Source organism: Parapedobacter luteus, from assembly GCF_900168055.1.
GTDB classification, from domain to species: Bacteria; Bacteroidota; Bacteroidia; order Sphingobacteriales; family Sphingobacteriaceae; genus Parapedobacter; species Parapedobacter luteus.
Window position 1 is genome coordinate 278950 of the sequence record NZ_FUYS01000004.1, and the last position, 26964, is coordinate 305913.

Genomic DNA, 26964 nt, shown 5'->3' on the forward strand with positions numbered 1-26964 from the left:
TATAAATCGAGTCAAATTTCAACTATTTATTTCACTTCCTTGCATCTTTCAAAACAAAAACGCATATTTGCGTCAAACGAAATGAATTGTAAAAACGAGCATATTACTTGGTGGTGGCACAGCAATTAAATGTTGTGGCAATCGCCTATTATGACAAGTAATCATGTTACTGAAATATATAGCGGCTTGCCCATATCGGCAGGCTTTTTTTATGTGTTATCAACAGTGAAACCTGCAAATGAAACAGATACTAGCGCATTTATTCGAATTCAAAACATTCACCAAACGTGAAGCGTATGAAATACTGATCCATATCGCTTCAGGAAAATACAACAACTCGCAGATAGCGGCATTTATGACCGCATATGGGATGAGAAGTATTCGGGTGGAAGAGCTGGAAGGGTTCCGCGATGCGATGTACGATCTTTGCCTGCAACTGGATTTTCCGGGTTATCAGCTAATTGACCTGTGCGGCACTGGCGGGGACGGGAAAAACACGTTTAATATTTCTACGCTCGCTTCTTTCGTGGTGGCCGGAGCGGGATATCCTGTGGCCAAACACGGCAATTATGGCGTATCTTCGGGATGCGGGTCGTCCAATGTCATGGAGTATCTCGGATACCGGTTTACGAACGACAGGGATGACATCAACCGGCAACTGGATGAGGCAAACATTTGTTTCCTCCATGCGCCGCTGTTCCATCCGGCAATGAAAACCGTGGCACCTATCCGCCGTGAGTTGGGCGTAAAAACCTTTTTCAATATGATTGGACCTCTGGTGAACCCCACGAACCCCCGCTACCAATCCGTCGGCGTATTCAGCCTCGAACTGGCACGCCTCTACGGCTACCTCTATCAGCAGACGAACAAGCAGTATACGATTCTCCATGCACTTGATGGATATGATGAAATCTCGTTGACAGGCGATTTTAAAACCGTTACCAACAATGGGGAACATTTCTATACCATTGAGCAACTTGGCTTTACGCCGCAATCCGCTCAAAGCATACACGGGGGCGAAACCATAGCGGATGCCGCAAAAATATTTACTATGGTCATCAATGGCGATGGTACTGCGGAACAAAACAACGTGGTCCTCGCTAATGCGGCGATTGCCATACAGACCATCCATCCGGAGAAGAGTTTCGGCGACTGTTACTACGAAGCAGAGGCATCATTATTGGGTAAGAAAGCCTTGGGTAGTTTTAACAGGTTAGTTAATGGAGCATAGGTAGGAAGCGATATGCACAGTGGGCAACTATGGCCCGGCGCAAGGCATAAAAAGAAATGAACCCAAAAATCAAAATATGTGGATTGAAGTCCCCGGAAAACATTCGGGATGTGTTGGATTTGCAGCCGGATTATGCCGGTTTTATCTTCCACCCCACCTCTAAACGCTTCATCGGGGATCTGGACGCCGCATGGGTGGCGGAGCTACAAGGTCCGGCGATAAAGACAGGCGTGTTCGTCGATGCGCAGTTGGAACGAATACGAACAACGATACATCAATACCGCTTGGCAGCGGTGCAATTGCATGGAAACGAAACGCCCGAATATTGTACTGAATTGCGTAACCTCGGAATCGAAATCATTAAGGCATTCGGCATCAGTGATGGCTTTGATTGGTCGGCATTAGCGGCATACGAAGCGGTAGCCGACTACTACCTATTTGACACCAAAAGCCCTCAGCATGGAGGCACGGGCATGAGCTTCGATTGGAAATTACTTGAGGGCTACCGATCCAGCAAGCCCTTTTTCCTGAGCGGCGGTCTGAGCGCCGACAATATCCATGATGCGGTGCGCTTAGGCGACGATCGGCTGTATGCCCTCGACCTGAATTCTAGATTTGAGACCGAACCCGGAATCAAAAACATTGAATTACTGAAACGAACGTTACAAAACATCAACGATGAGTAAATATCAGGTAAACGACAATGGATATTATGGCAATTTCGGGGGGGCCTATATTCCAGAAATGCTTTATCCCAATGTGGATGAACTGCAGCGAAGCTATCTTCCCATTATCCAAAGCGAAAGCTTCCGGCAGGAATTCGACCAGCTGTTGCGGGATTATGTAGGCCGGCCCTCGCCGCTGTACCGTGCCGGACGCCTTTCTGACCGGTACGGCACGAATATTTTCCTTAAACGGGAAGATCTCAACCACACCGGTGCACATAAAATAAACAACACCATTGGCCAAATCCTGCTTGCCGAACGACTGGGAAAGAAACGTATCATCGCCGAGACAGGGGCGGGACAGCACGGCGTGGCAACCGCCACGGTGTGTGCGCTGAAAGGGCTGCAATGTGTGGTATATATGGGAGCAATCGATATCGAGCGGCAGGCACCCAACGTCGCCCGCATGAAGATGATGGGCGCCGAAGTGATAGCTGCCACTTCGGGCAGCAAAACCCTCAAGGATGCCACTAATGAGGCCTTGCGTGACTGGATAAACAACCCATTGGATACCCACTACATCATCGGATCGGTGGTGGGCCCCCACCCTTATCCGGATATGGTAGCCCGGTTTCAATCGGTCATCTCGGCGGAGACCCGGAAGCAATTGCTCGAAAAAACCGGACGCGAAACTCCCGACTATGCCGTTGCCTGCGTAGGGGGCGGGAGCAACGCCGCAGGCATGTTTTATCATTTTCTCGACGAGCCCTCCGTCAGACTGGTGGCTGTAGAGGCGGCCGGAAAAGGCGTGCACTCCGGCGAGTCAGCAGCGACCACCGTCCTCGGCCGCGAAGGCGTATTGCATGGCAGCCGTTCCATCCTGATGCAAACCGAAGACGGACAGGTCATTGAACCGTACTCTATATCAGCGGGGCTGGATTATCCCGGTATTGGGCCGCAGCACGCCTGGCTGCATAAATCAGGCCGTGCAACGTACGCTGCCATTACGGATGAGGAAGCTATGCAAGCCGGACTCTTGTTGACCCGTCTTGAAGGAATTATCCCGGCAATCGAAAGTGCACATGCGTTGGCACAGCTGGAAAAAATGACCTTCGGCAAAGACGAAAGTGTCGTGGTCTGCCTCTCTGGCCGCGGCGACAAAGATTTGGATAATTACATGAAGTATTTTGGCTTTTAAACCATGAACAGGATAAACGAATTATTTGCAAAAAAAGGCGACAAACGTATACTTTCCATTTATTTCACCGCCGGATACCCCACACTCGACAGTACCCTCGACATTGCCGAGGCGCTGGAAAAGGCGGGCGTTGACTTCCTCGAAATCGGTTTTCCTTACTCTGACCCGGTCGCCGACGGCCCTGTCATCCAACACAGCTCGGAAGCGGCCCTGCGTCACGGCATGACCCTTCACATCCTTTTTGAGCAACTCAAAGCGCTGCGTAAGCGGGTATCCATACCGGTACTGCTGATGGGATATGTCAATCCGGTATTGCAGTATGGTGTGGAAAACTTCTGTAAGTCATGCACGGCTGTAGGTGTAGACGGTGTTATTGTGCCTGACCTGCCGATGTATGAATTCGAGGAACACTACCGCCCTATCTTTGAAGCAAATGGATTGAGCAATATCTTCCTTGTGACACCACAAACATCGGAAGCGCGGATCCGTAAAATCGACGACTTATCCACCGGGTTTATTTATCTGCTCTCGTCATCGGCCACCACCGGCAAAAACCTGGCGGTATCTGAAGATACCACAACATATTTTTCGCGCATCCGCGGTATGGGCCTCAAAAATCCGGTGGTTATCGGATTTGGCATTTCCAACCAGGAAACGTTTATCCAAGCGACAGACTATGCCGACGGCGCTATTGTGGGAAGTGCTTTCGTCCGGCTACTCGGCGAGGCAGACTACATGGAAAAAATACCCCGGTTTGTCCGCCAACTGCGGGACTAGCGGATTGGACATCAGTCCATCCGCTCTTTCAGGATTTTACCGTCCGCATTGAAGCGAACTTTCAAATCGCCCTTCCGGTTTTCAAGCTCGACTTCATACGCCACCGCATGGCCCGTGCTGATCTTCTTCGCTTCTTCCGTACGGTATCCGCCAAATTGAACCTTTATTTGATTTTTTACAGCCTCTGGAAGCGAGCTGGAGGCAATTTCTTCCTCATGCACCAGTACCTTTCCTTCGGGGCTGATGACCGCCGTTTGGTCTCTTCCGATTAAACCAACATTGAATTCGGCTTCGTAAGTACCGTCCTGCTTTCGATCCCATTCTACTTGCCGGGCTTTTGGAAATTGCTGTTGAAATGCATTAATCACCACTGCGGGCACACGGTTCACGGAGGCATTTTGAGCCATTACCGGTACACCGGCCAAAAAAAAGACACACAGATTGAACACTAACTTTTTCATGGTCATACATTTTGATTCAAGGCAAAACAACGAATCAAAGTAGGAAAGACTTTGGAAATTGAATCATTGCACCGAAAAAAGCCGAAGGGCTACTATTAGAAAATTGGCAGGTTTTTGCTTACCTTTGCATTGTGGCAAAGGTACTCGTCATATTACTCACCTGCATTTATGCGTTCTCCGCAACCGGAGCAACCGTACACCTCCATTATTGCTGCGGTGAACTCCAGAAACTCGCAATACAGCATGAGCAAGAAAAGCCCGAACACCAAGATTGCCCACTTTGCTTAACGCATGACGAGAAGAAAGAGGCTGATGCTGCATGCTGTGGCGACGATAGTTGTGATAATGACCCTGCAGCGCATCCGCACTGCCAGCATGTAAAGGTCGAGGCAAAGAAAACGACCGAAGAACACCTCCCCGGTGGAGACAAAAATGTCTTGAAAATCCATCCACTGGAGTTATTGGTTTTTACCTTAGTGCATATCAACGACCTGCCGCCGGAATTTCACCATTCCGTCCGAACGATTGATGAAGCCCCTCCCCATGTAACTGTACCGTTATTCATCCAGCATTGCACGTACCGCATTTGATTTTGCTGACCGTTGATCATTCGCCAGCGGGCCAAGCCTAAAAACTGCTTCGCCCCGTTCGGCGGTTGCGCAACAGCATACGATTTAGTTTTTTAAATCAAATCAGCAATCAAATTAATATACCATGAATTTCGTTATTAAAGCGTACATCACGCTATTTCTGTTGCTACCGGCGCCATTATTGATCAAGGCCCAAGACAGCAGCAGCCATCTATTTACCGTAGCTGGCAACTGTGGCATGTGCAAATCACGAATTGAAAAGGCCGCAAAAGATGCAGGCGCCGAAACGGCCGTATGGGATGCAGAAAGCCAACAGCTCCGGCTGGCGGCCAATACCAAACTCATCGACATCGTAAATATCAAAAAAAGCATTGCCGCGGCAGGCCACGATGTTGATGGGCTACGTGCTGACGATAAAGCATACAACGCGCTGCCCGAATGCTGCTTGTATACCCGCATCGAACCAGGACACGACAGCAAAGCCGCGGCAGCCGATCAGAGCAGGGTATCTTTCGAAGTGGCGGGCGTATGCGGCATGTGTAAATCGCGGATCGAAAAGGCTGCCAGGGCAGACGGCCTGAAAAACGCACGTTGGGAAGCCCGCACCCAACTACTTACCCTTTCGTTTGACCCCTCCGTGTATGATTTGGAAGCCGCCAAGGCGCGCATTCTTGCTGCTGGCCATGATGTCGAAGGACGTGCCGCCGATGCTGACGCCTACACGAAATTACCCGCTTGCTGCCATTATCGAGACGAGGCCAATGTGCATAAAGTCACCGGGCGGGACCACGACGACCACGACGACCACACCATCACGGGTGTCGTCATGCATGAAAATAACCGTGGCGAGCTCACCGCTATTGAATCGGCCAATGTTTATTGGGTAGAAGACACTACCATCCAGACTCAGACTGACGCATCAGGGGTATTCAGAATCGACCACCAGGAGCACCTGAAACGGCTCGTGATTTCGTATGCCGGACACCAGCCGGATACCCTGGCAATCGTTGACCCCCATGAGGTGGTAGTAGTCACCGCCAAGGACAATGTATTGGCCGAAGTAACCGTGTCAGCGAGACGGCGTTCTAACTACATCGCAGCGCTTAGTCCAACCAGACTGGAGGTTTTGACAGGACAGGAACTATTTAAAGCGGCGTGTTGTGACCTCAGCGAAAGCTTTGAAACCAATGCATCTGTGGATGTAGTGAGTAGCGACGCGGTCACCGGCAGCAAACAAATCCAGATGCTGGGCCTGAGCGGTATCTATACCCAGCTGACGGTAGAGAACCTTCCAGGTCCCCGTGGCCTGGCCATCCCGCTGGGACTGAACAGTATTTCTGGAACCTGGATCGAGTCTATCCAAATCGGAAAAGGGATTGGATCGGTGGTCAATGGCTTTGAAAACATCGCCGGGCAGATCAATGTGGAGCTGAAGAAGCCGGAGACGTCCGATAGGCTATTTTTCAATGCATATACCAATAATATGGGACGATCTGATATCAACCTCAACCTATCCCACCGGTTTAATGAACGGTGGACAGGCGGGCTGCTCCTGCACGATAATTTCATGTATAACAAAAACATGAATTTCAGCAATAATGGCTTTCGGGATATCCCCGTGGGCAACCTCTTTTCGGGTGTAAACAGGTGGAAGTATGAAGACGGCAAGGGCTTCGTCCTCCAATTTGGCTTCAAGTTCCTTAGCGACGATCGCACCGGCGGGCAAATTGACTTTGACCCAGCTACGGACAAGCTGACCGAAAACCGGTACGGGCTGGGGTTTGACATTGAGCGTTATGAAGTATTTGCCAAAATCGGTTATGTCTTCCCCCAGCAAACCCAGCGCAGTATTGGCCTGCAGCTCTCGGGCTCTGCTTATGATCAGCATTCCTATTTCGGCCTGCGCACATACGATGCCCGACAACGAAATGCCTATGCCAACCTGATTTACCAGGACATCATCGGTACCGTCGTGCACAAATACCGCACAGGCCTGAGTATGCAGTACGACCGATATGACGAACATTACATCGGGCAGCGATTTGCACGCACTGAAGCGGTTCCGGGCGGCTTCTTTGAGTACACGTACAGTCCATCGGAAAAATTTGATGCCGTATTGGGCATGCGGGGCGACTACAACAACCTTTATGGTTGGTTTGCCACGCCGCGCGCGCATATACGCTATCAACCCATAGCCGGCACCACGTTTCGGATCAGCAGCGGCCGCGGACAACGCACGGCCAACATCTTCGCAGAAAATACCGCTGCATTGGCCAGCTCACGGATAGTTCGCATCGCCACAGCAAATCACGGCGAAAATGCGTATGGCCTCAAACCGGAAATCGCGTGGAATACGGGCATCAGCTTCGACCAGTCATTCCGGTTGTTCCAGCGCGAGGCATCGTTCAGTGCCGAATTTTTCAGGAACGACTTCACCAATCAGGTGGTGGTTGACTATGAAAACCCACGCGAGCTGGTGTTTTACAACCTGGAAGGCAAATCCTATTCCAATAGCATGCAGACGGAACTGCGCCTGATGCCTTTGCCACATTTTGAAGCCCGTATGGCTTACCGCTTTTTTGATGTGAAGACCACGTATACCAATACGCTGATGCAACGGCCATTGGTGGCACGTCACCGCGGGTTTCTCAATCTTGGCTACCGTACCCACAGTGGCGGCTGGCATTTCGATTATACGCTCAATATCACAGGCCAGAAGCGCCTTCCATCCACGGCAGCCAACCCGATAGCATACCAAATGCCCGAATATTCACAAACCTATACCACGATGAATGCGCAAATCAGTAAAACCATCGGCAAAAACCGTCCTATCGACCTTTATATCGGTGGGGAAAATTTAACCGACTTTTTCCAGCAAAATCCGGTATTGGCGGCAGACCAGCCCTTCAGTGAGTTCTTTGACTCGTCGTTGCTTTGGGGCCCGATCACCGGCAGAATGTTTTACATCGGGGTGAGGTTTAGCGTCAAGTAGGACGTCGGACTTGGAGCAACGATTGAAGGAGTAACGATGTCCTTACTCCTTCAATCGTTGCTTTTTGTTCATTAAGCATTCAGCAGTGCTTCGATATCAAACTTCTTCATCTTCATGTAAGCTTGCATGACCCGCCCCGCACGTTCAGGATCGCGCAGCAGCTTTGGCAGAACCGCGGGTACGACCTGCCACCATACCCCAAAGCGGTCTTTCAGCCAGCCGCACATACTTTCTTCGCCGCCTTCGCTCAGCTTATTCCAATAGTAATCCACCTCTTCTTGCGTCTCGCAGTCGATCACCAACGAGACGCCTTCATTAAAGTCAAACGGCTGCAAAACAGCGCTATCCATAGCCATAAACAACTGACTACCAAGCACGCGGAAGCGTGCATGTACGATGGTCGCATCATGGGCTACCTGCCCCGGCGTGTATTTTGCAATAAACAGAATGGCTGAATCGGCGAATACCGAGACGTAATAGTCCATCGCAGCGCTGGCCTTCCCCTGCTGATTGCCACAGAACATCAGCAATGGCACAAACCGTTGCCCCACCTCGTCGCTGCCGCCCAATGACAACTGCCAACTGACCCCGAAGCGATCCTGCACCCATCCATATTGTTCACTCCATTCGTACGCTTGCAATGGCATCAACGCCGATCCGCCAGCGATAAGCAGGTGCCATGCACGTTCCAGTACTTCGCGGCTTTCAAGCGTCACATAAAACGAGATGGCAGCGTTGGGCTTGAATTGCGCACCGCCATTTAACCCCATGAACTTAGTGCCGTCAAGTTCAAAAGTAACCACCATCGGGGTGTCTGCCGTGACGGTTGAATTGGCAAAAGCCGAACAGTATAAATCGGCAGCCGCTCTTGCGTTGCCATCAAACCAGAGGCACGGGTATACGGTATTTTTCATTTGATCACACGCCTTGTATAATCGCAAAGCTATAACCTTCTCGTCAAAACGGTGCTGGGTGAACGCGACAACTGCTGGGGGTATTTATGACAACTTTAAGGGATATCGTTTCAATTCAATGCTAAGCCGGGCTGTAGGCAGGCCCACGACGTTGGTATAGGAGCCGACGATCTGCTCGATGGCAACGGCTCCGATCCACTCCTGTATACCATAAGCACCGGCCTTGTCGAATGGTTGATAGCGGTCAATATAATACGCTATCTCCGCGTGGCTAAGCGATCGGAAATAAACCGAAGTCACTTCATGAAACACCGTGATGCCTCCTTGATGGAGCAATGCCACGGCAGTAATCACTTCATGCCGTCTTCCGGATAAGCGCATCAGCATGTCGGTAGCATGCGCGTCATCGGTCGGTTTACCGAGGATAAGATCGTCAATGGTCACAATCGTATCAGCCGTAATGACTAACTCGTCGGTGACCTCGGAAATAAAGGCCCTGGCTTTCTTTTCGGCAATAAACCGGACGGCGGTTATCGGATCAAACTCGGCCGGAAATGACTCATCCACCGATTTGACTATCACCTCAAAAGGAATTCCCATGAGCGACAGCAGTTCCTTCCGTCGGGGTGATTGCGAAGCAAGAATAATATTCATTGAGTCAGCCCTCCCACGTGCCCTGAAGTTTCATCACCTTTTCCATGACATCCCGGACCGCACCTGTACCACCATTACGGAAGGAGATGTAAGCAGCCACCGCTTTTATTTCTTCCACGGCATCGGCAGGACATGCGGGTAGTCCTGCAATCCGCATATTTGCCAAATCAGGAATATCATCACCCATATATAACACATCTGCCGGGGAGAGCCCCAAGGATGACAACCAGTCATGAAAAACCGCACTTTTGTCATCTACTCCCAAAAACACATCGGTAATCCCCAGGCCGGCCAGGCGCTTTTTCACGCCCAGTGATTTTCCGCCCGTGATAACTGCGATTGGATACTTCTTTTTGACAGCAAGCTGCATAGCATAACCATCCTTGATGTTGAATGACCGGAGCTGCTCACCGTGCTCGGTTACCAGCACATTGCCATCGGACAACACCCCGTCTACGTCAAAGACAAAGGCTTTTACCTGTTTAAATCTATCAAATAACATGATTTTTGTCAACTAACCGGCCAAACTTACCCAAAATCTGCTGAATAGCGGACCTCCTATTAAAAAAACACTGCGTCAATCCGGTGTACAGGCTGTCTTGTTTTGTGTTCCGCACGAAAGTAGTTCCATTGTTAAGTTGTTTGGGAACCGCGTACAAAGGCGTACGGCAAATCTCAGATTTGAGGGACTAATGAATGTTTCCGGCTATGTTTTTTGACCCGGCAGCGTGAATTGCGTAGGCTTGTCGTGCCTCCGCACACAAAACACGGATGGCAGTATTTTTTCAATTTGGCACGAGGTTTGTAAAATACCTTTACAGAAACGCTTGAAAAATAGCTTCAGGCCAACTAACAGCAAGGTTCTTTTGACAATTTGTTAACAAAAGAACCATTGAAAAATAAAAAAGTGGTGTTAATTTTGCACCAGAAAATTTAACTCGGGTATCCGAGGATTAAAATTGTCTTTTCATAATTTAGGTTTATAATTGGTTAGTAACAAACCCCGGTGCCCATCACCGGGGCTTTGTTTTTATGGCTATTTTTTATCGCCTTTGCTTGTATCACCACCCGGCTTCGCAATAGCGCCGCGCATATCTGTATCCGCTTGAATATTCTGCATCCTGTAATAGTCCATTACGCCGAGGTTGCCACTGCGGAATGCTTCAGCCATCGCAAGCGGCACCTGGGCTTCCGCTTCGATGACTTTTGCCCGAGCTTCCTGTGCCTTGGATCGCATTTCCTGTTCGGACGCCACAGCCATTGCCCGGCGTTCCTCAGCACGGGCATTGGCAACTTTAAGGTCTGCTTCGGCTTGATCGGTCTGCAACTTCGCCCCCACGTTTTCACCGATATCAATATCAGCGATATCAATGGATAGAATCTCAAATGCCGTACCGCTATCAAGGCCTTTAGAAAGCACGGTCTTTGATATCCGATCGGGATTTTCCAGCACTTCTTTATGATCTCTGGATGATCCGATGGTTGTCACTATCCCCTCGCCTACCCGGGCAAGAATCGTTTCTTCTCCGGCTCCCCCCACCAACTGGTTGATGTTGGCCCTTACAGTCACGCGTGCCTTGGCGATGAGCTGAATACCGTCCTTGGCCACAGCCGCCACCGGCGGCGTATTGATAACCCTTGGGTTTACCGAAAGCTGCACGGCATCAAACACGTCTCGACCCGCCAGATCGATGGCCGTGGCCAGCTTAAAATCCAATGGAATATTCGCCTTGTCTGCCGAAATCAATGCTTTGATGACATTATTGACATTGCCTCCGGCTAAAAAGTGGGTCTCGATATCATTGGACGTGATATTCAATCCTGCTTTCGTGGAGGTAATCATCGCATTGGTGACCAATGATGGCGGCACCTTACGGAGACGCATCAACAGCAAGTTCAACAGGTTGACACGGACACCGGACAACTGCGCGGTAAACCACAAATTTACAGGAAGGAGGTATAGTAAGATAAAAAACGCTACTACAGCTCCTACAACAAACAAAATAGGGGTGAAATTGGGTTCCATAAGGTCAACAAGTTTAAAGCTATCATTTTTATAACAGTCTCTAAAGGTACAACTTTTTGATTGTTATGCAAGGATTGCTGGTACTTTTTGGCTTGTTGATCCGTGACAAAGTCCGATACACTATATTCTACGAAGCCTTCCCGAGCCGGATGTACGCACGTTGGTCTGTGCGTTCCCGCTGTAATGAACGTTGCCGGATCCGCTGATGGATGCTTCCAGGCGTTCATCCGCATGAATCATAATATTGCCGGAGCCCGATACCTTGAGGTTCGCAGACCGGCTTTTCAGTTCACGTCCGTCGAATCGCCCTGAACCACTTATAGAGACGTTGCTCTCCGTGGCACTTCCGCTGGCCGTTATCCGCCCCGAACCGCTAACCGATGCATTGCATAGCTGTACATTTGCGGCAAATGCAATCCGGCCCGAACCACTAACCGATGCATTCAGTTCATCGCCCGATATCGTACCCATGACCGTGATACTGCCTGAACCAGATTGGGCAACCCCATCAAGCCGCTTGGCCGTCACATAAGCGGTCACGCTGCCCCAGTTGCGCCCCATCTTCCATGCATGCTTTTTATACCTGATTTTTAACGTACCTTTTTCCACGATGGTCTCAATTTCACGGATTGCTGCCGCGTCGCCCTCCAGCCTCACGGACTCGCTGGCGCCAAAACGCACTTCGACATTGATGCTGCCACCGCTGGCCAATGCGTGGAATCCAGTCACATCGCGGGTCTCATCCCGGGCGGATAAGCCCGTAGCGGCGTGGACCAGCCCGATACTAAAAATTGGCAGCAGCAACGCCAGCCAGCCTAATGAAGATAGTGTTCTTTTCATGGTATTCCTTTTTTTGTGTTCTTTCCCAATAAGACGCCGCAAAAACCAATAGGTTGCAGCCGTCTCGTTTTTTTTTGGCGTACCCGGGCACATGTCATTTTGCATAAACCGCCTTAAACTTCTATTTTTAACGCGTTTCGAAAATTATACCGTATCATTTATGAAAATACTACCCGTAGCCGGAGCAGAACTAGATCGGTTATTCGTAACGATGGCGCCGCCACTTTACGAGGGAGACCCCAATTATATCAGGCCATTGGATCAGGATGTCCTTGATGTATTCAATCCAATGACCAACTCCTATCATGACCGCGGCCGATGTACCCGCTGGCTTCTACATGACGATTCCGGTCGTGTCATTGGGCGTATTGCGGCCTTCTACAACTTAGACACCTTTGAACGCGATGAGTTCCCTACCGGCGGTTGTGGCTTTTTTGAATGCATTGATAGCCAGGAGGCGGCAAACATCTTGTTTGACACGGCGAAGGCCTGGCTGCAGGAAAACGGCATACAAGCGATGGACGGGCCTATAAACTTCGGCAACAGGGAACGGTGGTGGGGGTTGCTTGTGGACGGCTTCCACCCGCCGTGTTATTGCTGCAATTACAATCCACCATATTATCAGCGGCTTTTCGAGCAATACGGTTTCCAGCTTTATTTCAAACAATTTACGTACCGCCGTGAACTCGCTGCCCACATTTCCAGCAGGGTGGGCGAAAAGGCTACATACGCCTTGCGTGATGCGGGATACACCTTCCGTCACATCGATCCCGGTCAGCTTGATAAAGCTGCCGAGGACTTCCGCACGGTATATAATGAGGCCTGGGCGCGCCACGAGGGGGTAAGCCCGATGAGCAGCGACAATGCACGCAAACTTATGCAAACCATGAAACCCATCATCGACCCAAAGATTATCTGGTTTGCCTACTACCATGGCCAACCCGTGGGCTTTTGGGTAAACATTCCCGATGTAAATCAGCTCATTGTAAAATATATGAATGGACGGCTGGCGTTGTGGGGAAAGGTGCTCTTCCTTTGGAACCGTTGGCGGAAGCGTTGCAAAACGATGTTTGGCATTGTATTTGGCGTAGTGCCAAAGCACCAGCGGAAAGGCGTGGAAGCCGCCCTTGTAATGGCTGCGGCAAAGGTCATGCGAGATCGAACGCAATTGCGCTATGAAGACTTGCAAATGAACTGGATTGGCGATTTCAATCCAAAGATGATGAATGTAGCACGGTATGTAGGGGGTACGATATTCAAAACCCATCACACTTACCGGTATCTATTTGACCGCAGCAAACCATTCGAAAGGCATCCTATCCTTTGACAGCAGCTTGCCACCATGATTGGCAAGCCAAGGCCTGCGACAGTGACGTTTTATATTTTTGCAAAAACAGGGGATTGAGTCCATCATGAAAAAGCTAAAATTCAAGACACATATCTATTTAGGTTTTTCTGTATTAGTTATTCTTCTGTTGGCCAGTTTGTTGCATGTATCCCTATTATTCTCGAAACTGGATGCAGCGCATACGATACTCGACCATATCAAAACCACGTTCCTGGTTACCGCTGTTTTGGTGTTTATAGTGATCCTGTGGCTGCTGGTGTATGTGACCAAGACGTTTGAACATTACAAAAAAACAGAACGCCTTATCCGCAAATCAAACGCCGATCTAAATAAGCTTTCGAAGGAAAAAGAAGTGGATAATTGGGCCTTGAATGGTTTAGCGACGCTGGATGACAACACACGCGGTGGACTAAGCGAACGGGTAATCGCTGTAAACGCCATCCAGACCATTTGCCAATACCTCGACGCAAAGGTAGGTGTCATCTACCTGAAAAGTGAAGCCGATGACAACGAATACCTGCATGGCGGCTCTTATGCGGTGCCAACCGAACATATACGGCCGAAAATCACAAAAAGCCAGGGGTTAATGGGGGAAAGTATTGCCTCCAAAAAACAGGTCGTCCTTACCGATATCCCGGATGGCTATTTAACGGTCACCTCCGCACTTGGCGAGACAAAGCCCAAACATATCGTTATCCAGCCTTTTGTGTATGAAGACGAGGTTATTGGCGTCATGGAAATAGGTTTCTTCCACAAAATTGAGTCAGCCGTCGAGCATTTTCTAATCCGCGCAGGGGTCGATTTAGCTGTGGCGCTTAAAGTATCACGCACGCATGCTGCGCTTACCCACCTCGTTGAGGAAACCCGGCAACAAGCCGAGGAGTTGGCAGCCCAACGGGAAATACTCCGCACCACCAATGAAGAGCTGACGCACAAGACGTATTTGCTGGAGGCGTCCGAAGAAGAATTAAGGGTACAACAGGAAGAACTCAAGCACGCCAATACCGAGTTGGAAGAAAAGGCCCGGCTATTGGAGGAACGTAATTTTTCGATCGAACAGGCCCGGCAGTCCATTGCGATGAAAGCCAAAGAGCTTGAGCAGTCGGGCCAGTATAAAACGGAGTTTATGGCGAATATGAGCCACGAATTGCGTACCCCGCTCAACAGCATCCTCATACTGGCCAAATTGCTGGAAGACAATAAATCCGGCAACCTCTTGCCTGAACAAGTAAGGTACGCAACGGTAATCCACCGAGCAGGTACCGATTTGCTTCAACTGATCAACAACATCCTGGATTTGGCGAAAATCGAGTCGGGCAGTGTCGAGCTGATCATTGAACGCATCGAATGTTCGAGCATTGCACAGGATTTGCTCGATCTGTTTGGAAGTATCGCCGATAGTAAAACCATCGACTTCTTCATTACGATCAACGACGGGCTGCCCCCCTTTATAACCACCGATGAGCAGCGCCTTAAACAAATACTCAAGAACTTATTGTCCAATGCGTTTAAATTCACGCCGGAGGGCGGGCAGGTAACGCTTTCATTTGCCTTAGCAAGCCAATCGCCGGCATGGAAAACAGGCATGCTCCGCGGTATCCGTGCAAATGACGCCCTGGCGATATCCGTGATAGACAATGGTATAGGAATCGCGGAAGATAAGCAGCAGCTGATTTTTGAGGCCTTTAAACAAGCCGACGGTTCCATCAGCCGAAAATTCGGCGGTACCGGGTTGGGACTATCCATCTGCCGGGAGCTGGCCACCATGCTTGGCGGCGAACTTCACGTAAGCAGTATCGAACAGCGAGGCAGCACATTTACCCTGTTCATACCATTGCGTTATACCGGAAGCGCCCTCCTTACGTCGGCGAAAGAAGAACAGGGTGTATTCCCTTTGCCACCCAATGATGCAAAATATGGCAAGAAGCCGGAACCTTCTGCATCGTCAGCTATCGCTAAGCCACGGCGTCTGCTGATCGTTGAAGATGATCAGCATTTCGCCGATTTGCTGGCGCTTTGCGCACGCGAACATGGGTTTGAACCGTTGGTAGCCAACGAAGGCCCTATTGGATTGCAGATGGCCTTCGATCACGTGCCGGATGCCATTATTTTAGACATCTTATTGCCCGTCATGGATGGATGGACAGTACTCAGAAAGCTTAAGGACAATCCAGACACCAAGGATATCCCTGTGCACCTGATGTCTGCCGATAAGTCCAGCAAACGGAAAATCGAGGATGAGACCGTCGGATTCCTCACGAAGCCAGCTGACAAACGATCACTTGAAGCACTCTTCGCCTTATTGGATAAAACCCTCATGCCACCTGTGAAAAAGGTATTGATTGTGGAGGATCAGATTGTCCAAAGCGACAGCCTCAAATCAACCCTCACCGCAAAAGGTGTGGAAGTGGAGCAGGCATTTACAGGTGCGGATGCGCTTGAGCTGCTCCAATCGGACATCCACTACGATTGCATCATTCTTGACATCAATTTGCCTGACAGGTCGGGCATTGAGGTGTTGGACGATATCAGACATACCGCAAAACATGCACAGACGCCCGTCGTCATCAATACGGCAATGGAACTCAATGCCGAAATGACCGGGCGGATAATGCGCCATACCAAAACCCTGGTCATGAAGTCTGATCAATCGGGCCATCGCATCCTGGATGAGATCGATTTATTTATCAACAACGTCAAAAATAACCCGGCGCATAACAAACCGTCTAATGGACAAGGCTCACCTGCGCAACGTACCCCACAAGTAGATAAAATATTACAAGGCAAGCGTATTCTCCTTGCCGACGACGATATGCGTAACATTTTTGCACTGAGCACCGTGTTTTCATCGTGCGGCTTGGAGATAGAGACCGCCAACAACGGACTCGAAGTGCTGCAGGCTATCCAGAAACAGTCTCATATTGACCTGATCTTGATGGATATCATGATGCCCGAAATGGACGGTTTTGAAGCCATCACAAAAATCAGATCGTTTAAGAAATTCGCCAAGCTGCCTATCATTGCCATGACTGCCAAAGCTATGCCTGGCGATCGACAGCGCGCATTGGATGCCGGTGCAAATGATTACATTACCAAACCTGTAGATGCCAACAGACTGTTGTCCTTGATGCGTGTGTGGTTAAGCTAACATCAAAATAAAAATGGGTATATCGTTCGAAAACCTGGAAGAGCTTATCGAGCTGGTCAATAATGTTCACGGCTTTGATTTACGTGGCTATACCCGAGCGTCACTCAAAAGACGGATTACACGCATCATGGAACTTTACCGCCTTGATTTCAGCAGCCTCAAAGATAATTTGGTGAATACTTCGGGATTTTTCAATCGGTTTCTAACAGAAGTGACCGTTAACGTCACGGAGATGTTCCGCGATCCCGCTTTCTACGGCACATTGCGCGAAGAAGTTTTTCCGTACCTCGCGACCTTCCCTCATATCAAGATTTGGAGTGCCGGATGTTCAAGCGGTGAGGAAGCTTACTCCTTAGCCATCATGCTAAAAAAGCAAGGACTATACGATCGGTCTTTCATATATGGCACCGATATCAACGCTAAGATGCTGGAGCGCGCCAAACAAGGCACCATTGATCTGAGAAAGATGAAAACATATTCTGACAACTACCTCCAAACGGCATCCGGCGAATCGCTTTCCGAATATTATGCCGTCCGGTACGATGCTGCTATCATCCATCATGATTTGCGGAAAAACATGCTGTTTTCCATCCACAACCTCGTGTCAGACGGCGTATTCAATGAATTCCAGCTCGTTACTTGCCGTAACGTCTTGATTTATTTCGATTTAACATTACAACAGCGTGTACTCAATTTGTTGTACGAAAGTCTCGCGTTATTTGGTTTTCTTTGCCTGGGATCGAAAGAAAGCCTTCGGTCCGAATCGTTAAAGCACAAATTCCGGTTAATTAACAAAAAGCAAAACATATATCAAAAAATTGCTTAAATTAACACCACATATCGCCCGCAAACTTCAAGGGACTGAAGTGCTCATATTAGCTTGTTCTGCGGGCGGATTTAAGGTTATGTTTGAAATGCTCAAGGTGTTTCCGGAAAATTTGTCTATTGGCGTACTGGTCATTATCCACCGGAATCCCAAGTATGAAACGAATATCGAGGAAAGCATCAGGTCCAAGTGCCGCATTATGGTTAAGGTCGCGGAGGAAAAGGAACGCATCAAGCCCGCTACGGCGTACTTTGCTCCAGCCGGCTACCACTTATTAATAGAGCCTGACCGGAGCCTGTCCCTTGACGTCTCGGAACCGGTGAATTTCTGCAGACCGTCGATTGACGTAACGATGCAGAGTGTTGCCGATGTATATGGTGCCTCGACGACGGCGGTACTGTTGTCCGGAGCCAACCAAGATGGTGCAAAGGGTATGCAATCCATCCAACAAGCTGGTGGTTTATGCGTTGTACAGCGCCCTGAATATGCGGAAATCAAAACGATGCCCGAGGCGGCAATTGCACTTGGGGCGGCAGAACTCCTTCTGAGCGATGAGGAGCTTATCGCGTTCGGTCAAGAATTAAACAACCATATATTGAAGAGCGATCAATCATGGAGAAATTGAAGCTGGTCATCGTCGATGACAAAGAAGAGAATGTATTGAGTTTAAAGGCACTGCTCGCTGATATAGACGACTTGGAGATCTGGGGCAGCACTTCGCCCAACGAAGCGTTGCGCTATTGCTGGAACCAGGAGGTTGCCATTGCCCTGGTTGATGTGCAAATGCCGGAGATCAATGGCTTTGAATTCGTTTCGCTTTTGCAAAGCAACCCCAAGACTTGGCAAATCATGGTCATCATGGTTACAGCCATATCCAAAGAAGACAAGTCCCTATTGAAGGGCCTGTACAGCGGTGCAGTGGATTACCTATATAAACCCTTAAATCCGGATATCACAACGGCGAAGGTCAAGTCGTTTATGCAACAGGTGTATATCCAACGGGAACTGAAGCGGAAGAACGAAGAGTTGGAGCGATCGCACCTGGAACTGGTCAAAGCCAAAAAGGAGGCGGACCTGGCCCGTAAATCGAAAGAAAACTTCTTAGCGAATATGAGTCATGAAATCCGGACCCCTATCAATGGCATTATGGGAATCACCACCATGCTCCGGAACTCGCCGCTCAATGAAGAACAATCCGAATGGCTCGACTACCTGGAAAACGCTTCGCAGCAATTGCTTCTCATCATCAATGACATCCTCGATCTCTCGAAAATTGACTCGGGTAAGATGCGGATCGACTTTGCCAAAACTTCACTTCCCAATATTATCAAGGAGCTCTCCAATCTTTTTGCCTACAAAGCAGAACAGAAAGGCATCGCATTTCATGTCATTACCGATGAAAACCTACCGAAGTTTATCCTCGCGGATTCCCTGCGGCTGACTCAAATATTGAGTAACCTGATTTCAAATGGCATCAAATTTACCGAGCGAGGGAGCGTCACATTGGAAACCAAGTTGCTTAGCCGGGCCAAACACCGGGTTCACATTCAGTTTTCGGTGAAAGATACGGGCATTGGCATCAACAGCAACGCTATAGACAAGATTTTCCAATCGTTTGAACAGGGCGAAGAAGGAATCACCAAACGATTTGGCGGCACGGGATTGGGACTCGCCATTGTAAAACGGCTGGTAAATCTGCACCAAGGACAAATCCATGCCTACAGCGAGGTGGATAAGGGCAGTGAATTTGTATTCGAATGCTGGTTTGATGAAGAAGCCTCCGAAGCAGCACCGAAATCGGACAAGAAACAATACACCGACATGCCGCCATTCAGCGACTTGCATATCCTCCTGGCCGAAGACAATGAGCTGAACAGCTTCATGGTCAAACACATGCTGAATACATGGGGGATCTCCGTAGATACAGTAAAAAACGGAAAAGAAGCGTTGGACAAGGTGGAGGAAACGCCGTACAGCCTCATCCTCATGGACGCACACATGCCTGTAATGAGTGGCTTTGACGCTATCCGAACCATCAGAAACGACCACAGGGAACACATCCGCCACATTCCCATTATTTCCATATCAGCATCGGTACTGCAACGGGAGCAGCAAGCCGCATATGCCGCTGGGGCTGACGCCGTCGTGGGTAAACCGTTTGATCCGGTATCTTTATACCAAATCATTAAAACATTGACACAAGCGAAAACAGCGCCCCAACAGTAACATTAAAATTACAATTACGTGATAAATGCACTTTTCTACCTCTCCAAATTCAACTACCTTTGGGGCGCAAACAACAGCACGGTTTGTATTGTTAACATATATTGATAACCCTGAAAGATTATAAAAAAGCAATGAAACAGTTATTTTTAATTCCAGTAGTAGCAGGTTCGTTTTTTATCGCGGCATGTGGTGGTAGCCAAACAAAGGAAGAGTCAACCGACACGACGGAAGCGGCAGCTGAGCAGTCGGCCCCCGCGGTGGACATCCCCGGCTTAGACACGGTAACGGTAAGCAACGAGATAGCTTTGGAAGGGAACGACCTGATGAAATATGACAAGACCCTGTTTAGGGTAAAAGCCGGCCAGCCGGTAAAACTGACATTTCACAATGTCGGCGAAATGCCGAAGGAATCAATGGGACATAATGTGGTCGTTCTTCAACCGGGCACTGACTTACCTGCGTTTGGTGGCGAAGCCATCAAGGCTCCAGACACCGAATACATTCCGGTGACTTTCGCATCGTCCATCGTAGCCCATACCAAACTGTTGGGCCCTGGGGAAACGGATGTCATTGAATTTACGTTGGATAGCAAAGGTGTATATCCATTTCTATGTAGCTTCCCTGGCCACTATGGTGTTATGCAGGGAAAAATTGTCGCTGAATAAGGCTTGGCGATCCCATGGAATAACAAAAAAGACAGTCGGCAGGCTGTCTTTTTTGCTATACACTTTCTGCCTCAGCGTAATTATGCTTACCTTTGAATCATCGAATCGAATAATTTTCATCACATGCAATACGACGTCATAGTAATCGGTAGCGGGCCCGGTGGGTATGTGGCTGCTATCCGTTGCGCACAATTGGGCTTAAAAACAGCTGTTATCGAAAAATACAACACCTTTGGTGGCACCTGCCTTAACGTAGGATGTATCCCGTCAAAGGCGTTATTGGACTCGTCCGAACATTATCACAATGCCGCCAAGCACTTCGGTGCCCATGGCATCAACTTGAGCAACCTTCAGGTAGACATGAAGCAAATGATGGCTCGGAAGAGCGATGTCATTGCCCAAAACGTAGCGGGCATCGAATTTCTGTTCAAGAAGAATAAAATCGACAGCTTCACCGGGGTGGGTTCCTTTGTCGATAAAAACACCGTTAAGGTGACGAAGAGCGACGGCGCAACCGAGCAGATTACGGCGAAGAACGTAATCATAGCCACGGGGTCAAAACCCACGGCACTGCCCTTCCTTCCGGTAGACAAAAAACGGATCATTACCTCTACCGAAGCGCTGACGCTTACCGAAGTACCTAATCACCTCATCGTCATTGGCGGCGGAGTCATCGGGCTGGAACTTGGCTCGGTCTACGCCCGCCTGGGGGCCAAGGTATCCGTGGTAGAATACGAAAAATCCATCATCCCAACCATGGACGGGGGCCTGGGCAAAGAATTACAACGCGTCTTGAAGAAATCGCTTGGCATGGAGTTCTTTCTGGGTCACAAAGTTACAGGCGCTACCGCCAAAGGCAAAAAGGTAACCGTCACCGCGGAGAGCCCGAAAGGAGAAGCCGTGAAATGGGAAGGCGACTACTGTATTGTAGCGGTGGGCCGCACAGCCTACACCGAAGGATTAGGCTTGGAAAATATCGGCATCACACTGGAGGAACGTGGAAAAAAAGTCCCCGTAAACGAACACTTGGAGACTTCCGTGCAGGGCGTATATGCCATTGGCGATGTTATCAAGGGAGCCATGCTTGCCCATAAGGCCGAAGATGAAGGTGTTTTCGTAGCCGAACACATCGCGGGCCAGAAACCCCACATCGACTATAACCTTATTCCGGGGGTCGTCTATACTTGGCCTGAAGTAGCCAGTGTAGGAAAAACCGAAGAACAGCTCAAGGCTGCGGGCCATGCGTACAAGACCGGCTCCTTCCCATTCAAAGCCAGTGGGCGCGCAAAGGCCAGCGGCGATACGGATGGATTTGTCAAAGTGCTGGCTGACGCATCGACCGATGAAGTGCTCGGTGTACACATGATAGGACCGCGTGCCGCAGACATGATTGCAGAGGCAGCCGTAGCAATGGAATACCGCGCATCGGCCGAAGACATCGGCCGGATCTGCCATGCGCATCCCACTTTTACCGAAGCATTTAAGGAAGCTTCCCTTGCCGCTACCGCCAATAGGCCCATACACATGTAAAAAAAAGCCGTTTAATGCCGCCGTAGAAGACGTACAGCGGCATTAAACGGCAGCCTTTCTATAAACCGTGTTATGCAGTGAACAATTGAGTCGTTAATTTACTGATAATACGCATATGAATTTCCACACGCGCAAATGGGTCAAGCCCGAAGACCTCAACCCAAATGGGACATTATTCGGAGGCACACTGCTCCGATGGATCGATGAAGAAGCAGTGATTTATGCGATTGTACAATTGGGCAATCCGCATGTCGTGACCAAGTTTATCTCTGAAATAAACTTTGTGAGTTCGGCCAAGCAAGGCGATATCATCGAACTGGGCATCACGGCGACGCATTTCGGCCGTACGTCGATTACGCTCACTTGCCAAGTACGCAATAAAATCACCCGCAAAAGCATCCTGACCATCGATAAGCTCGTATTTGTGAACCTGGACCGCGATGGCAATCCAACGCCCCATGGCAAGACGGAAATCACCTATGCTTATGCAGGAAATCGGCCTTGACGTTTAGGCCTCCTGCTTCACTTTCCGCTCTACGAAAAACGGTGCAAACGGAATCAACGAAGCGATGAAAAACAAGACAACGCGGCTGAACTTCCACTTATACCGATCTGTGCACATCCACAGTAGATAGCAATATGCTATAAACAGGATACCGTGTGCCCAGCCCACGTATTTGACGCCTAACGTGGCCCATTCGTAGTCTGTGGTTCGTTTCAGAATGGAGAATGTGACTAACACGACCATGGATATTCCTTCGACAACAGCGACGTTGCGGAACCAGTTTAAAAGTTGCTTAAGATGATTGCTCATGATTAATGATTTGCCCGGCAAGTTAGCCAATTATCTCCGGCACCGATAATTGACCGGCGGGGTTTGACGGAAATGTGACGGTCGGCCTCCCCTACAGCTTATCAAAAAAATACGTAAGTTTGTAGCCACCGTATTTTGATTGGACAACACAAAGTGAATCAATCTCAAGAAACAATTAACTATATGAACTACGACATCATTGTAATCGGGAGCGGGCCAGGTGGGTATGTAGCCGCCATCAGGGCTTCCCAGCTCGGCTTTAAAACCGCTATTGTGGAACGGGAATCCCTGGGTGGTATCTGCCTTAATTGGGGATGTATTCCCACCAAAGCACTACTCAAAAGTGCCCAGGTATTTGAATACCTAAACCACGCTGAGGACTACGGTATTAAGGTAAACGGCGGTGAGGCAGATTTCGGCGCTATCATTAAACGTAGCCGGGGTGTCGCCGATGGCATGAGCAAGGGCATTCAGTTTCTGATGAAAAAGAACAAGATTGACGTGATCATGGGTACAGCCAAAATTAAAAAAGGCGGCAAGGTAGAAGTGAAGGATGCAGAGGGAGCCACAAAGGAGTATAGCGCTAAGCATACCATATTGGCTACAGGTGCACGCTCGCGCGAGTTGCCCGCCCTGAAGCAAGACGGCAAACGAATCATCGGGTACCGCCAAGCCATGAGTCTCGAAAAACAGCCTAAATCGTTGGTCGTAGTCGGGTCCGGCGCTATCGGTGTCGAGTTTGCTTATTTTTACAACGCCATCGGCACCAAGGTAACCATTGTGGAGTTCCTTGATCGCATCGTACCCGTGGAAGACGAAGAGATATCCAAGCAGCTGGAGCGCAGCCTGAAAAAGGCAGGGATAACGATACTTACCAGTGCGGAAGTACAAGCTGTGGACACATCAAATGAACTGAGCAAGGTACAGATCAAAACCGCAAAGGGGACCGAAACCATCGAGGCGGAAGTCGTGTTATCCGCGGTAGGTATTACGCCAAATATCGAAAATATAGGCTTGGAAGAAGTGGGCGTTAAAACGGATAAGGGCCGTGTTGTGGTAGACGATTTCTATAAAACCAACATCGACGGCGTATACGCCATAGGCGATATTGTCAAAGGCCAGGCGTTAGCCCATGTGGCGTCAGCAGAAGGCATCACATGTGTCGAAAAGATAAAAGGACTGGATGTTTCACCCATTAACTATAACAACATCCCCGGCTGCACCTACTGCTCACCTGAAATTGCATCGGTAGGCTACACGGAGAAGGCGGCGAAAGAAGCAGGTTATGAAATAAAAGTAGGCAAATTCCCGTTCTCCGCGTCTGGGAAGGCCAGTGCTGCGGGTGCGAAGGATGGTTTTGTCAAGGTCATCTTCGATGCCAAATATGGTGAATTTCTGGGAGCCCACATGATTGGTGCCAACGTTACCGAGATGATCGCCGAAGTGGTGGTAGCTCGCAAACTGGAGACCACCGGGCACGAAATTATCAAAGCTGTACATCCGCATCCCACCATGAGTGAAGCTATCATGGAAGCCGCGGCAGATGCTTACGGCGAAGTGATCCATTTATAACCGGAAGTCCGGAGCCCGGCGTTGGGAGTGTTGAACTTCAATCTCCGGTCTCCGGACCCCGGTTTAACCAGCCTGAACTTAACAAAAACGTAATAACAAAAAAAAACCGGGATTATTTCCCTAAGCCAAAACAATTATTATATTTGCCATAACACACCTAAAAAGAACATGGCAACAAAATTCCTAAGTATTCCGAGTGTTATCGAACGACATGACAAACCCTTAATGCAGCTCACTTCACCCCTGGAAAAGCGCATCCAGCTATTTGAAAGCGGTAGCGGTTTTTTGGTTGGTGAACTGGCGTTGTCCCAAGGGCATGCCCCTTACCGCAATATCAACAGTTCGCCTGCCGATTTGGATTACCAACTACTGGCGAAGACAGGGCTGCTGTTGGCCTCGGGGGCCAAGTCAGGGGAGCTTGTCGTCACGACGGGGTTTCCATCAGCAGTCTATGAACTGTTCAAGCAACAAGCAGAGAAATTCTTCGCCGTGCGCGACGTCATCACGGAATATAACAGCGATACGCTGAATGGCGGTGGCCGGAGCCGCGTGCAACTGACCATCTCGCACCTGGAAGTCATGTCCGAAATCATGGGCTGCATTACCGCCGTTCGAAAAGGTCCCTTAGCGGATGACGGCAATTTCTTCATCGTGAGCTTGGGCTACGGCACCTGCGAAACTGCGTTAAGTACTGCCGAAGGTCCGATCGCCCGGACATGTGTCAGCGTCCCTGGACTTAGGCACGCTGTCAACACGCTTTACGACGAGCTGACAGCAAGCTACTACCTATCCATGAAAAACGAACACATGATCAACCAGAGCTTCCAACGCGGCGACATGGTCATTGGCCGCAAGCGTATGAGCCTATTAGGTGCAAGGAGTACGCACCTGGCAAGCTATTACAATGAGATCGTCTCTCCGGCCATGCGAAAAGCGTTCACCGACACCGATTTCGAAAAAACCAATCGGTTATATTTGGTCGGCGGAGGGGCGCGGTACCCGGAATTGGTAGCACACTTCAAGCAGGAGTTCAATGAAGTACTTGATGTCATTGTTCCTGAGGGCGCTGAAAATTTTGCCGCGTTGGGCTATTACCTACGATCGGCCTTGTGGTGTGGTCCAAACCACATCGAGCGTGCAGTAGGGCTCGATATCGGCAATGCTTATACCGTCATATCTACTTATGAAGCGGATAAGCCCGTAAACCAACACGTGGAGGCACAATCGCCGGTGTTCATGGAAGAATAATAAAAACCGGTGGTATATTACACTTGATTGATGAGCCGTGAATTAAAAACAACCTTTACAGGCTCCTTACGGCCGGGAGTCTTAATAAGATCAAAAAGTAATGCTGCGGCTTTCCTTCCCTGATCGCCGGGGAACTGTTCGATGGACGCCATCGGTGGGTTTTCCATGTACTTCCAGAGCGGGTAATTGGCATAGCTGATAAAATGAATGTCCTGATTGAGTGTCAAGCCCCGTTGGCGGACGGTCATCATTACATCCAACGCTACGTAATCATTAAATGAGACCACGGCAGATGGTCGGTCAGGCAGGGCAAGCAATTGCAAAATAGCGGCTTCGTTGCCCTCGGGCGTAAGATCCGTATGTACGATGTATTCCTCACGATAGGGAATATTATTCTTCTGTAAGCCTTTGATATAGGCATTTTTTCGTTCGATACTGGCGGGTAAGAGCTCAGGTCCGTTAATGAGCGATATGGCGTGATGTCCACAAGAGACAAAAATATCGATTGCCTCCAGCATCCCGGTTTCCAGCTCACTCATTACTTTGTTAATGTTATCCAAATCGGGTACGCAATCAAAAAAAACGATGGGGATGCCCGCGCTCTCCAGCAGGTCAATAAACCGATAATCTCGCGTGTTTTTACCGATAGACATTAATATGCCATCCACGCGGTGTGTTTTCAAGGTTTGCAGGATACGCAACTCGCGTTCGGGGTCATCAAGCGATTGCCCCATGATAACGGTATACTGCTCTTCGTGCGCGACATTTTCGATTTCACTGATGGCGGCGGAAAAAAACGGTTCTGACAAGCTTGGCAAGACTACACCTATCGTGAAGGTCTTCCGCTGCTTGAAAAAAATAGCGGTTTGATTCGGTTCGTAGTTCAGCTCCGCGGCCACCTTTTTGACCCGCATGGTGGTCACCAACCCGATGCTCGGATGGTCATTCAATGCACGGGAGACCGTAGAAGGCGATATCTTCAATCGTTTTGCAATCTCCTTTATTGTCGCAGGTTTGCCCTCTTTCATTAGATTCAGTTCGTTATCAAGCGGGATTTCCGTCTAAAGTATGCGCAATATACTAATAATTTGGTAAAGTCTGACATGCAATAGTAGCCTCGGGTACGCGGCGTGCCATGGTCTAAGCATTAAGGACGTTTCCTGCTATTGTTTTTGGGCTTGAACAAAAACAGCTGCGGGAAACAAACGGAAATTTGCCGTACTCCCAGTTTCGCCGCTC

24 protein-coding genes are annotated in these 26964 nt (G+C 49.3%); 16 read left to right on the forward strand and 8 right to left on the reverse strand.

The window, feature by feature from the left end; all coding sequences use genetic code 11:
• The first annotated feature begins 238 nt into the window (after window positions 1-238).
• The 4 genes from trpD to trpA are packed head-to-tail and all read left to right on the forward strand — an operon-like array spanning window position 239 to window position 3871.
• The gene (trpD, locus tag B5X72_RS10260) at window positions 239-1231 is read left to right on the forward strand and encodes an anthranilate phosphoribosyltransferase (RefSeq protein WP_079716784.1); all 993 of its coding nucleotides are present in this window, start codon (window positions 239-241) and stop codon (window positions 1229-1231) included.
• A 56-nt stretch (window positions 1232-1287) separates the two neighbouring features.
• Window positions 1288-1917 (forward strand): phosphoribosylanthranilate isomerase, encoded by a 630-nt coding sequence (locus tag B5X72_RS10265; RefSeq protein ID WP_079716785.1) that lies wholly within the window; start codon window positions 1288-1290, stop codon window positions 1915-1917.
• Entirely contained in the window at window positions 1910-3094 is a 1185-nt protein-coding gene (gene trpB, locus B5X72_RS10270; RefSeq protein ID WP_079716786.1) for a tryptophan synthase subunit beta, read from the forward strand. Before B5X72_RS10265 ends, trpB begins: the two co-directional genes overlap by 8 nt.
• Window positions 3095-3097: 3 nt before the next feature.
• Window positions 3098-3871 carry a tryptophan synthase subunit alpha gene (gene trpA, locus B5X72_RS10275; RefSeq protein WP_079716787.1) on the forward strand — a complete coding sequence of 258 codons (774 nt, stop codon included), beginning with the start codon at window positions 3098-3100 and terminating at the stop codon, window positions 3869-3871.
• A gap of 11 nt (window positions 3872-3882) precedes the next feature.
• Here trpA and B5X72_RS10280 read toward each other — a convergent pair whose 3' ends face one another.
• Window positions 3883-4332, reverse strand: a complete 450-nt coding sequence (locus B5X72_RS10280; protein ID WP_176146160.1) for a PepSY-like domain-containing protein — start codon at window positions 4330-4332, stop codon at window positions 3883-3885.
• Between the two features lie 131 nt (window positions 4333-4463).
• On the opposite strand from B5X72_RS10280, the gene B5X72_RS10285 reads away from it, so the two are divergent.
• Together B5X72_RS10285 and B5X72_RS10290 are read left to right on the forward strand one after the other, a co-directional pair.
• On the forward strand, window positions 4464-4922 hold the full coding sequence (locus tag B5X72_RS10285; protein ID WP_079716789.1) for an HYC_CC_PP family protein: 459 nt from the start codon (window positions 4464-4466) through the stop codon (window positions 4920-4922).
• 124 nt (window positions 4923-5046) lie between these two features.
• Window positions 5047-7914, forward strand: coding sequence for a TonB-dependent receptor (locus B5X72_RS10290; RefSeq protein WP_079716790.1), 2868 nt, complete (start codon window positions 5047-5049; stop codon window positions 7912-7914).
• A gap of 71 nt (window positions 7915-7985) precedes the next feature.
• Here the strand turns inward: B5X72_RS10290 and B5X72_RS10295 are convergent, their stop codons facing one another.
• The 5 genes from B5X72_RS10295 to B5X72_RS10315 all read right to left on the reverse strand — a co-directional run bounded on the left by B5X72_RS10295 (window position 7986) and on the right by B5X72_RS10315 (window position 12348).
• Window positions 7986-8828: a VOC family protein gene (locus tag B5X72_RS10295; protein ID WP_079716791.1), complete on the reverse strand. Its 843-nt coding sequence runs from the start codon at window positions 8826-8828 to the stop codon at window positions 7986-7988.
• Window positions 8829-8912: 84 nt separating this feature from the next.
• Window positions 8913-9482, reverse strand: a complete 570-nt coding sequence (locus B5X72_RS10300; RefSeq protein WP_079716792.1) for a Maf family protein — start codon at window positions 9480-9482, stop codon at window positions 8913-8915.
• A gap of 4 nt (window positions 9483-9486) precedes the next feature.
• On the reverse strand, window positions 9487-9984 hold the full coding sequence (locus B5X72_RS10305) for a KdsC family phosphatase (RefSeq protein WP_079716793.1): 498 nt from the start codon (window positions 9982-9984) through the stop codon (window positions 9487-9489).
• Between the two features lie 534 nt (window positions 9985-10518).
• Window positions 10519-11508: a flotillin-like protein FloA gene (gene floA / locus B5X72_RS10310; RefSeq protein WP_079716794.1), complete on the reverse strand. Its 990-nt coding sequence runs from the start codon at window positions 11506-11508 to the stop codon at window positions 10519-10521.
• 120 nt (window positions 11509-11628) lie between these two features.
• The gene (locus B5X72_RS10315) at window positions 11629-12348 is read right to left on the reverse strand and encodes a head GIN domain-containing protein (RefSeq protein ID WP_176146161.1); all 720 of its coding nucleotides are present in this window, start codon (window positions 12346-12348) and stop codon (window positions 11629-11631) included.
• Between the two features lie 160 nt (window positions 12349-12508).
• Between B5X72_RS10315 and B5X72_RS10320 the strand changes: the two genes are divergently transcribed.
• The 8 genes from B5X72_RS10320 (at window position 12509) to B5X72_RS10355 (ending at window position 22596) form a co-directional block, all read left to right on the forward strand.
• Complete coding sequence (locus B5X72_RS10320) at window positions 12509-13675, forward strand: hypothetical protein (RefSeq protein WP_079716796.1); 1167 nt, start codon at window positions 12509-12511, stop codon at window positions 13673-13675.
• Window positions 13676-13760: 85 nt separating this feature from the next.
• The gene (locus B5X72_RS10325) at window positions 13761-16844 is read left to right on the forward strand and encodes a response regulator (RefSeq protein WP_079716797.1); all 3084 of its coding nucleotides are present in this window, start codon (window positions 13761-13763) and stop codon (window positions 16842-16844) included.
• Window positions 16845-16857: 13 nt separating this feature from the next.
• Entirely contained in the window at window positions 16858-17670 is an 813-nt protein-coding gene (locus B5X72_RS10330) for a CheR family methyltransferase (RefSeq protein WP_079716798.1), read from the forward strand.
• Window positions 17663-18295, forward strand: a complete 633-nt coding sequence (locus B5X72_RS10335; protein ID WP_139378634.1) for a chemotaxis protein CheB — start codon at window positions 17663-17665, stop codon at window positions 18293-18295. Before B5X72_RS10330 ends, B5X72_RS10335 begins: the two co-directional genes overlap by 8 nt.
• Complete coding sequence (locus tag B5X72_RS10340; RefSeq protein ID WP_079716800.1) at window positions 18283-19896, forward strand: response regulator; 1614 nt, start codon at window positions 18283-18285, stop codon at window positions 19894-19896. The genes B5X72_RS10335 and B5X72_RS10340 overlap by 13 nt, the downstream gene beginning before the upstream one ends.
• 131 nt (window positions 19897-20027) lie before the next feature.
• Entirely contained in the window at window positions 20028-20561 is a 534-nt protein-coding gene (locus B5X72_RS10345; RefSeq protein ID WP_079716969.1) for a plastocyanin/azurin family copper-binding protein, read from the forward strand.
• A 123-nt stretch (window positions 20562-20684) separates the two neighbouring features.
• Complete coding sequence (gene lpdA / locus B5X72_RS10350) at window positions 20685-22091, forward strand: dihydrolipoyl dehydrogenase (RefSeq protein ID WP_079716801.1); 1407 nt, start codon at window positions 20685-20687, stop codon at window positions 22089-22091.
• Between the two features lie 115 nt (window positions 22092-22206).
• Window positions 22207-22596: an acyl-CoA thioesterase gene (locus tag B5X72_RS10355; protein ID WP_079716802.1), complete on the forward strand. Its 390-nt coding sequence runs from the start codon at window positions 22207-22209 to the stop codon at window positions 22594-22596.
• 3 nt (window positions 22597-22599) lie between these two features.
• On the opposite strand, the gene B5X72_RS10360 is transcribed toward B5X72_RS10355, so the two are convergent.
• On the reverse strand, window positions 22600-22905 hold the full coding sequence (locus tag B5X72_RS10360; RefSeq protein ID WP_079716803.1) for a DUF3817 domain-containing protein: 306 nt from the start codon (window positions 22903-22905) through the stop codon (window positions 22600-22602).
• A 183-nt stretch (window positions 22906-23088) separates the two neighbouring features.
• On the opposite strand from B5X72_RS10360, the gene lpdA (B5X72_RS10365) reads away from it, so the two are divergent.
• Window positions 23089-24477: a dihydrolipoyl dehydrogenase gene (gene lpdA, locus B5X72_RS10365; protein WP_079716804.1), complete on the forward strand. Its 1389-nt coding sequence runs from the start codon at window positions 23089-23091 to the stop codon at window positions 24475-24477.
• A gap of 168 nt (window positions 24478-24645) precedes the next feature.
• Window positions 24646-25725 carry an acetate and sugar kinases/Hsc70/actin family protein gene (locus tag B5X72_RS10370; RefSeq protein WP_079716805.1) on the forward strand — a complete coding sequence of 360 codons (1080 nt, stop codon included), beginning with the start codon at window positions 24646-24648 and terminating at the stop codon, window positions 25723-25725.
• 17 nt (window positions 25726-25742) lie between these two features.
• On the opposite strand, the gene B5X72_RS10375 is transcribed toward B5X72_RS10370, so the two are convergent.
• Window positions 25743-26753 (reverse strand): LacI family DNA-binding transcriptional regulator, encoded by a 1011-nt coding sequence (locus B5X72_RS10375; RefSeq protein ID WP_079716806.1) that lies wholly within the window; start codon window positions 26751-26753, stop codon window positions 25743-25745.
• Window positions 26754-26964: the final 211 nt, after the last annotated feature.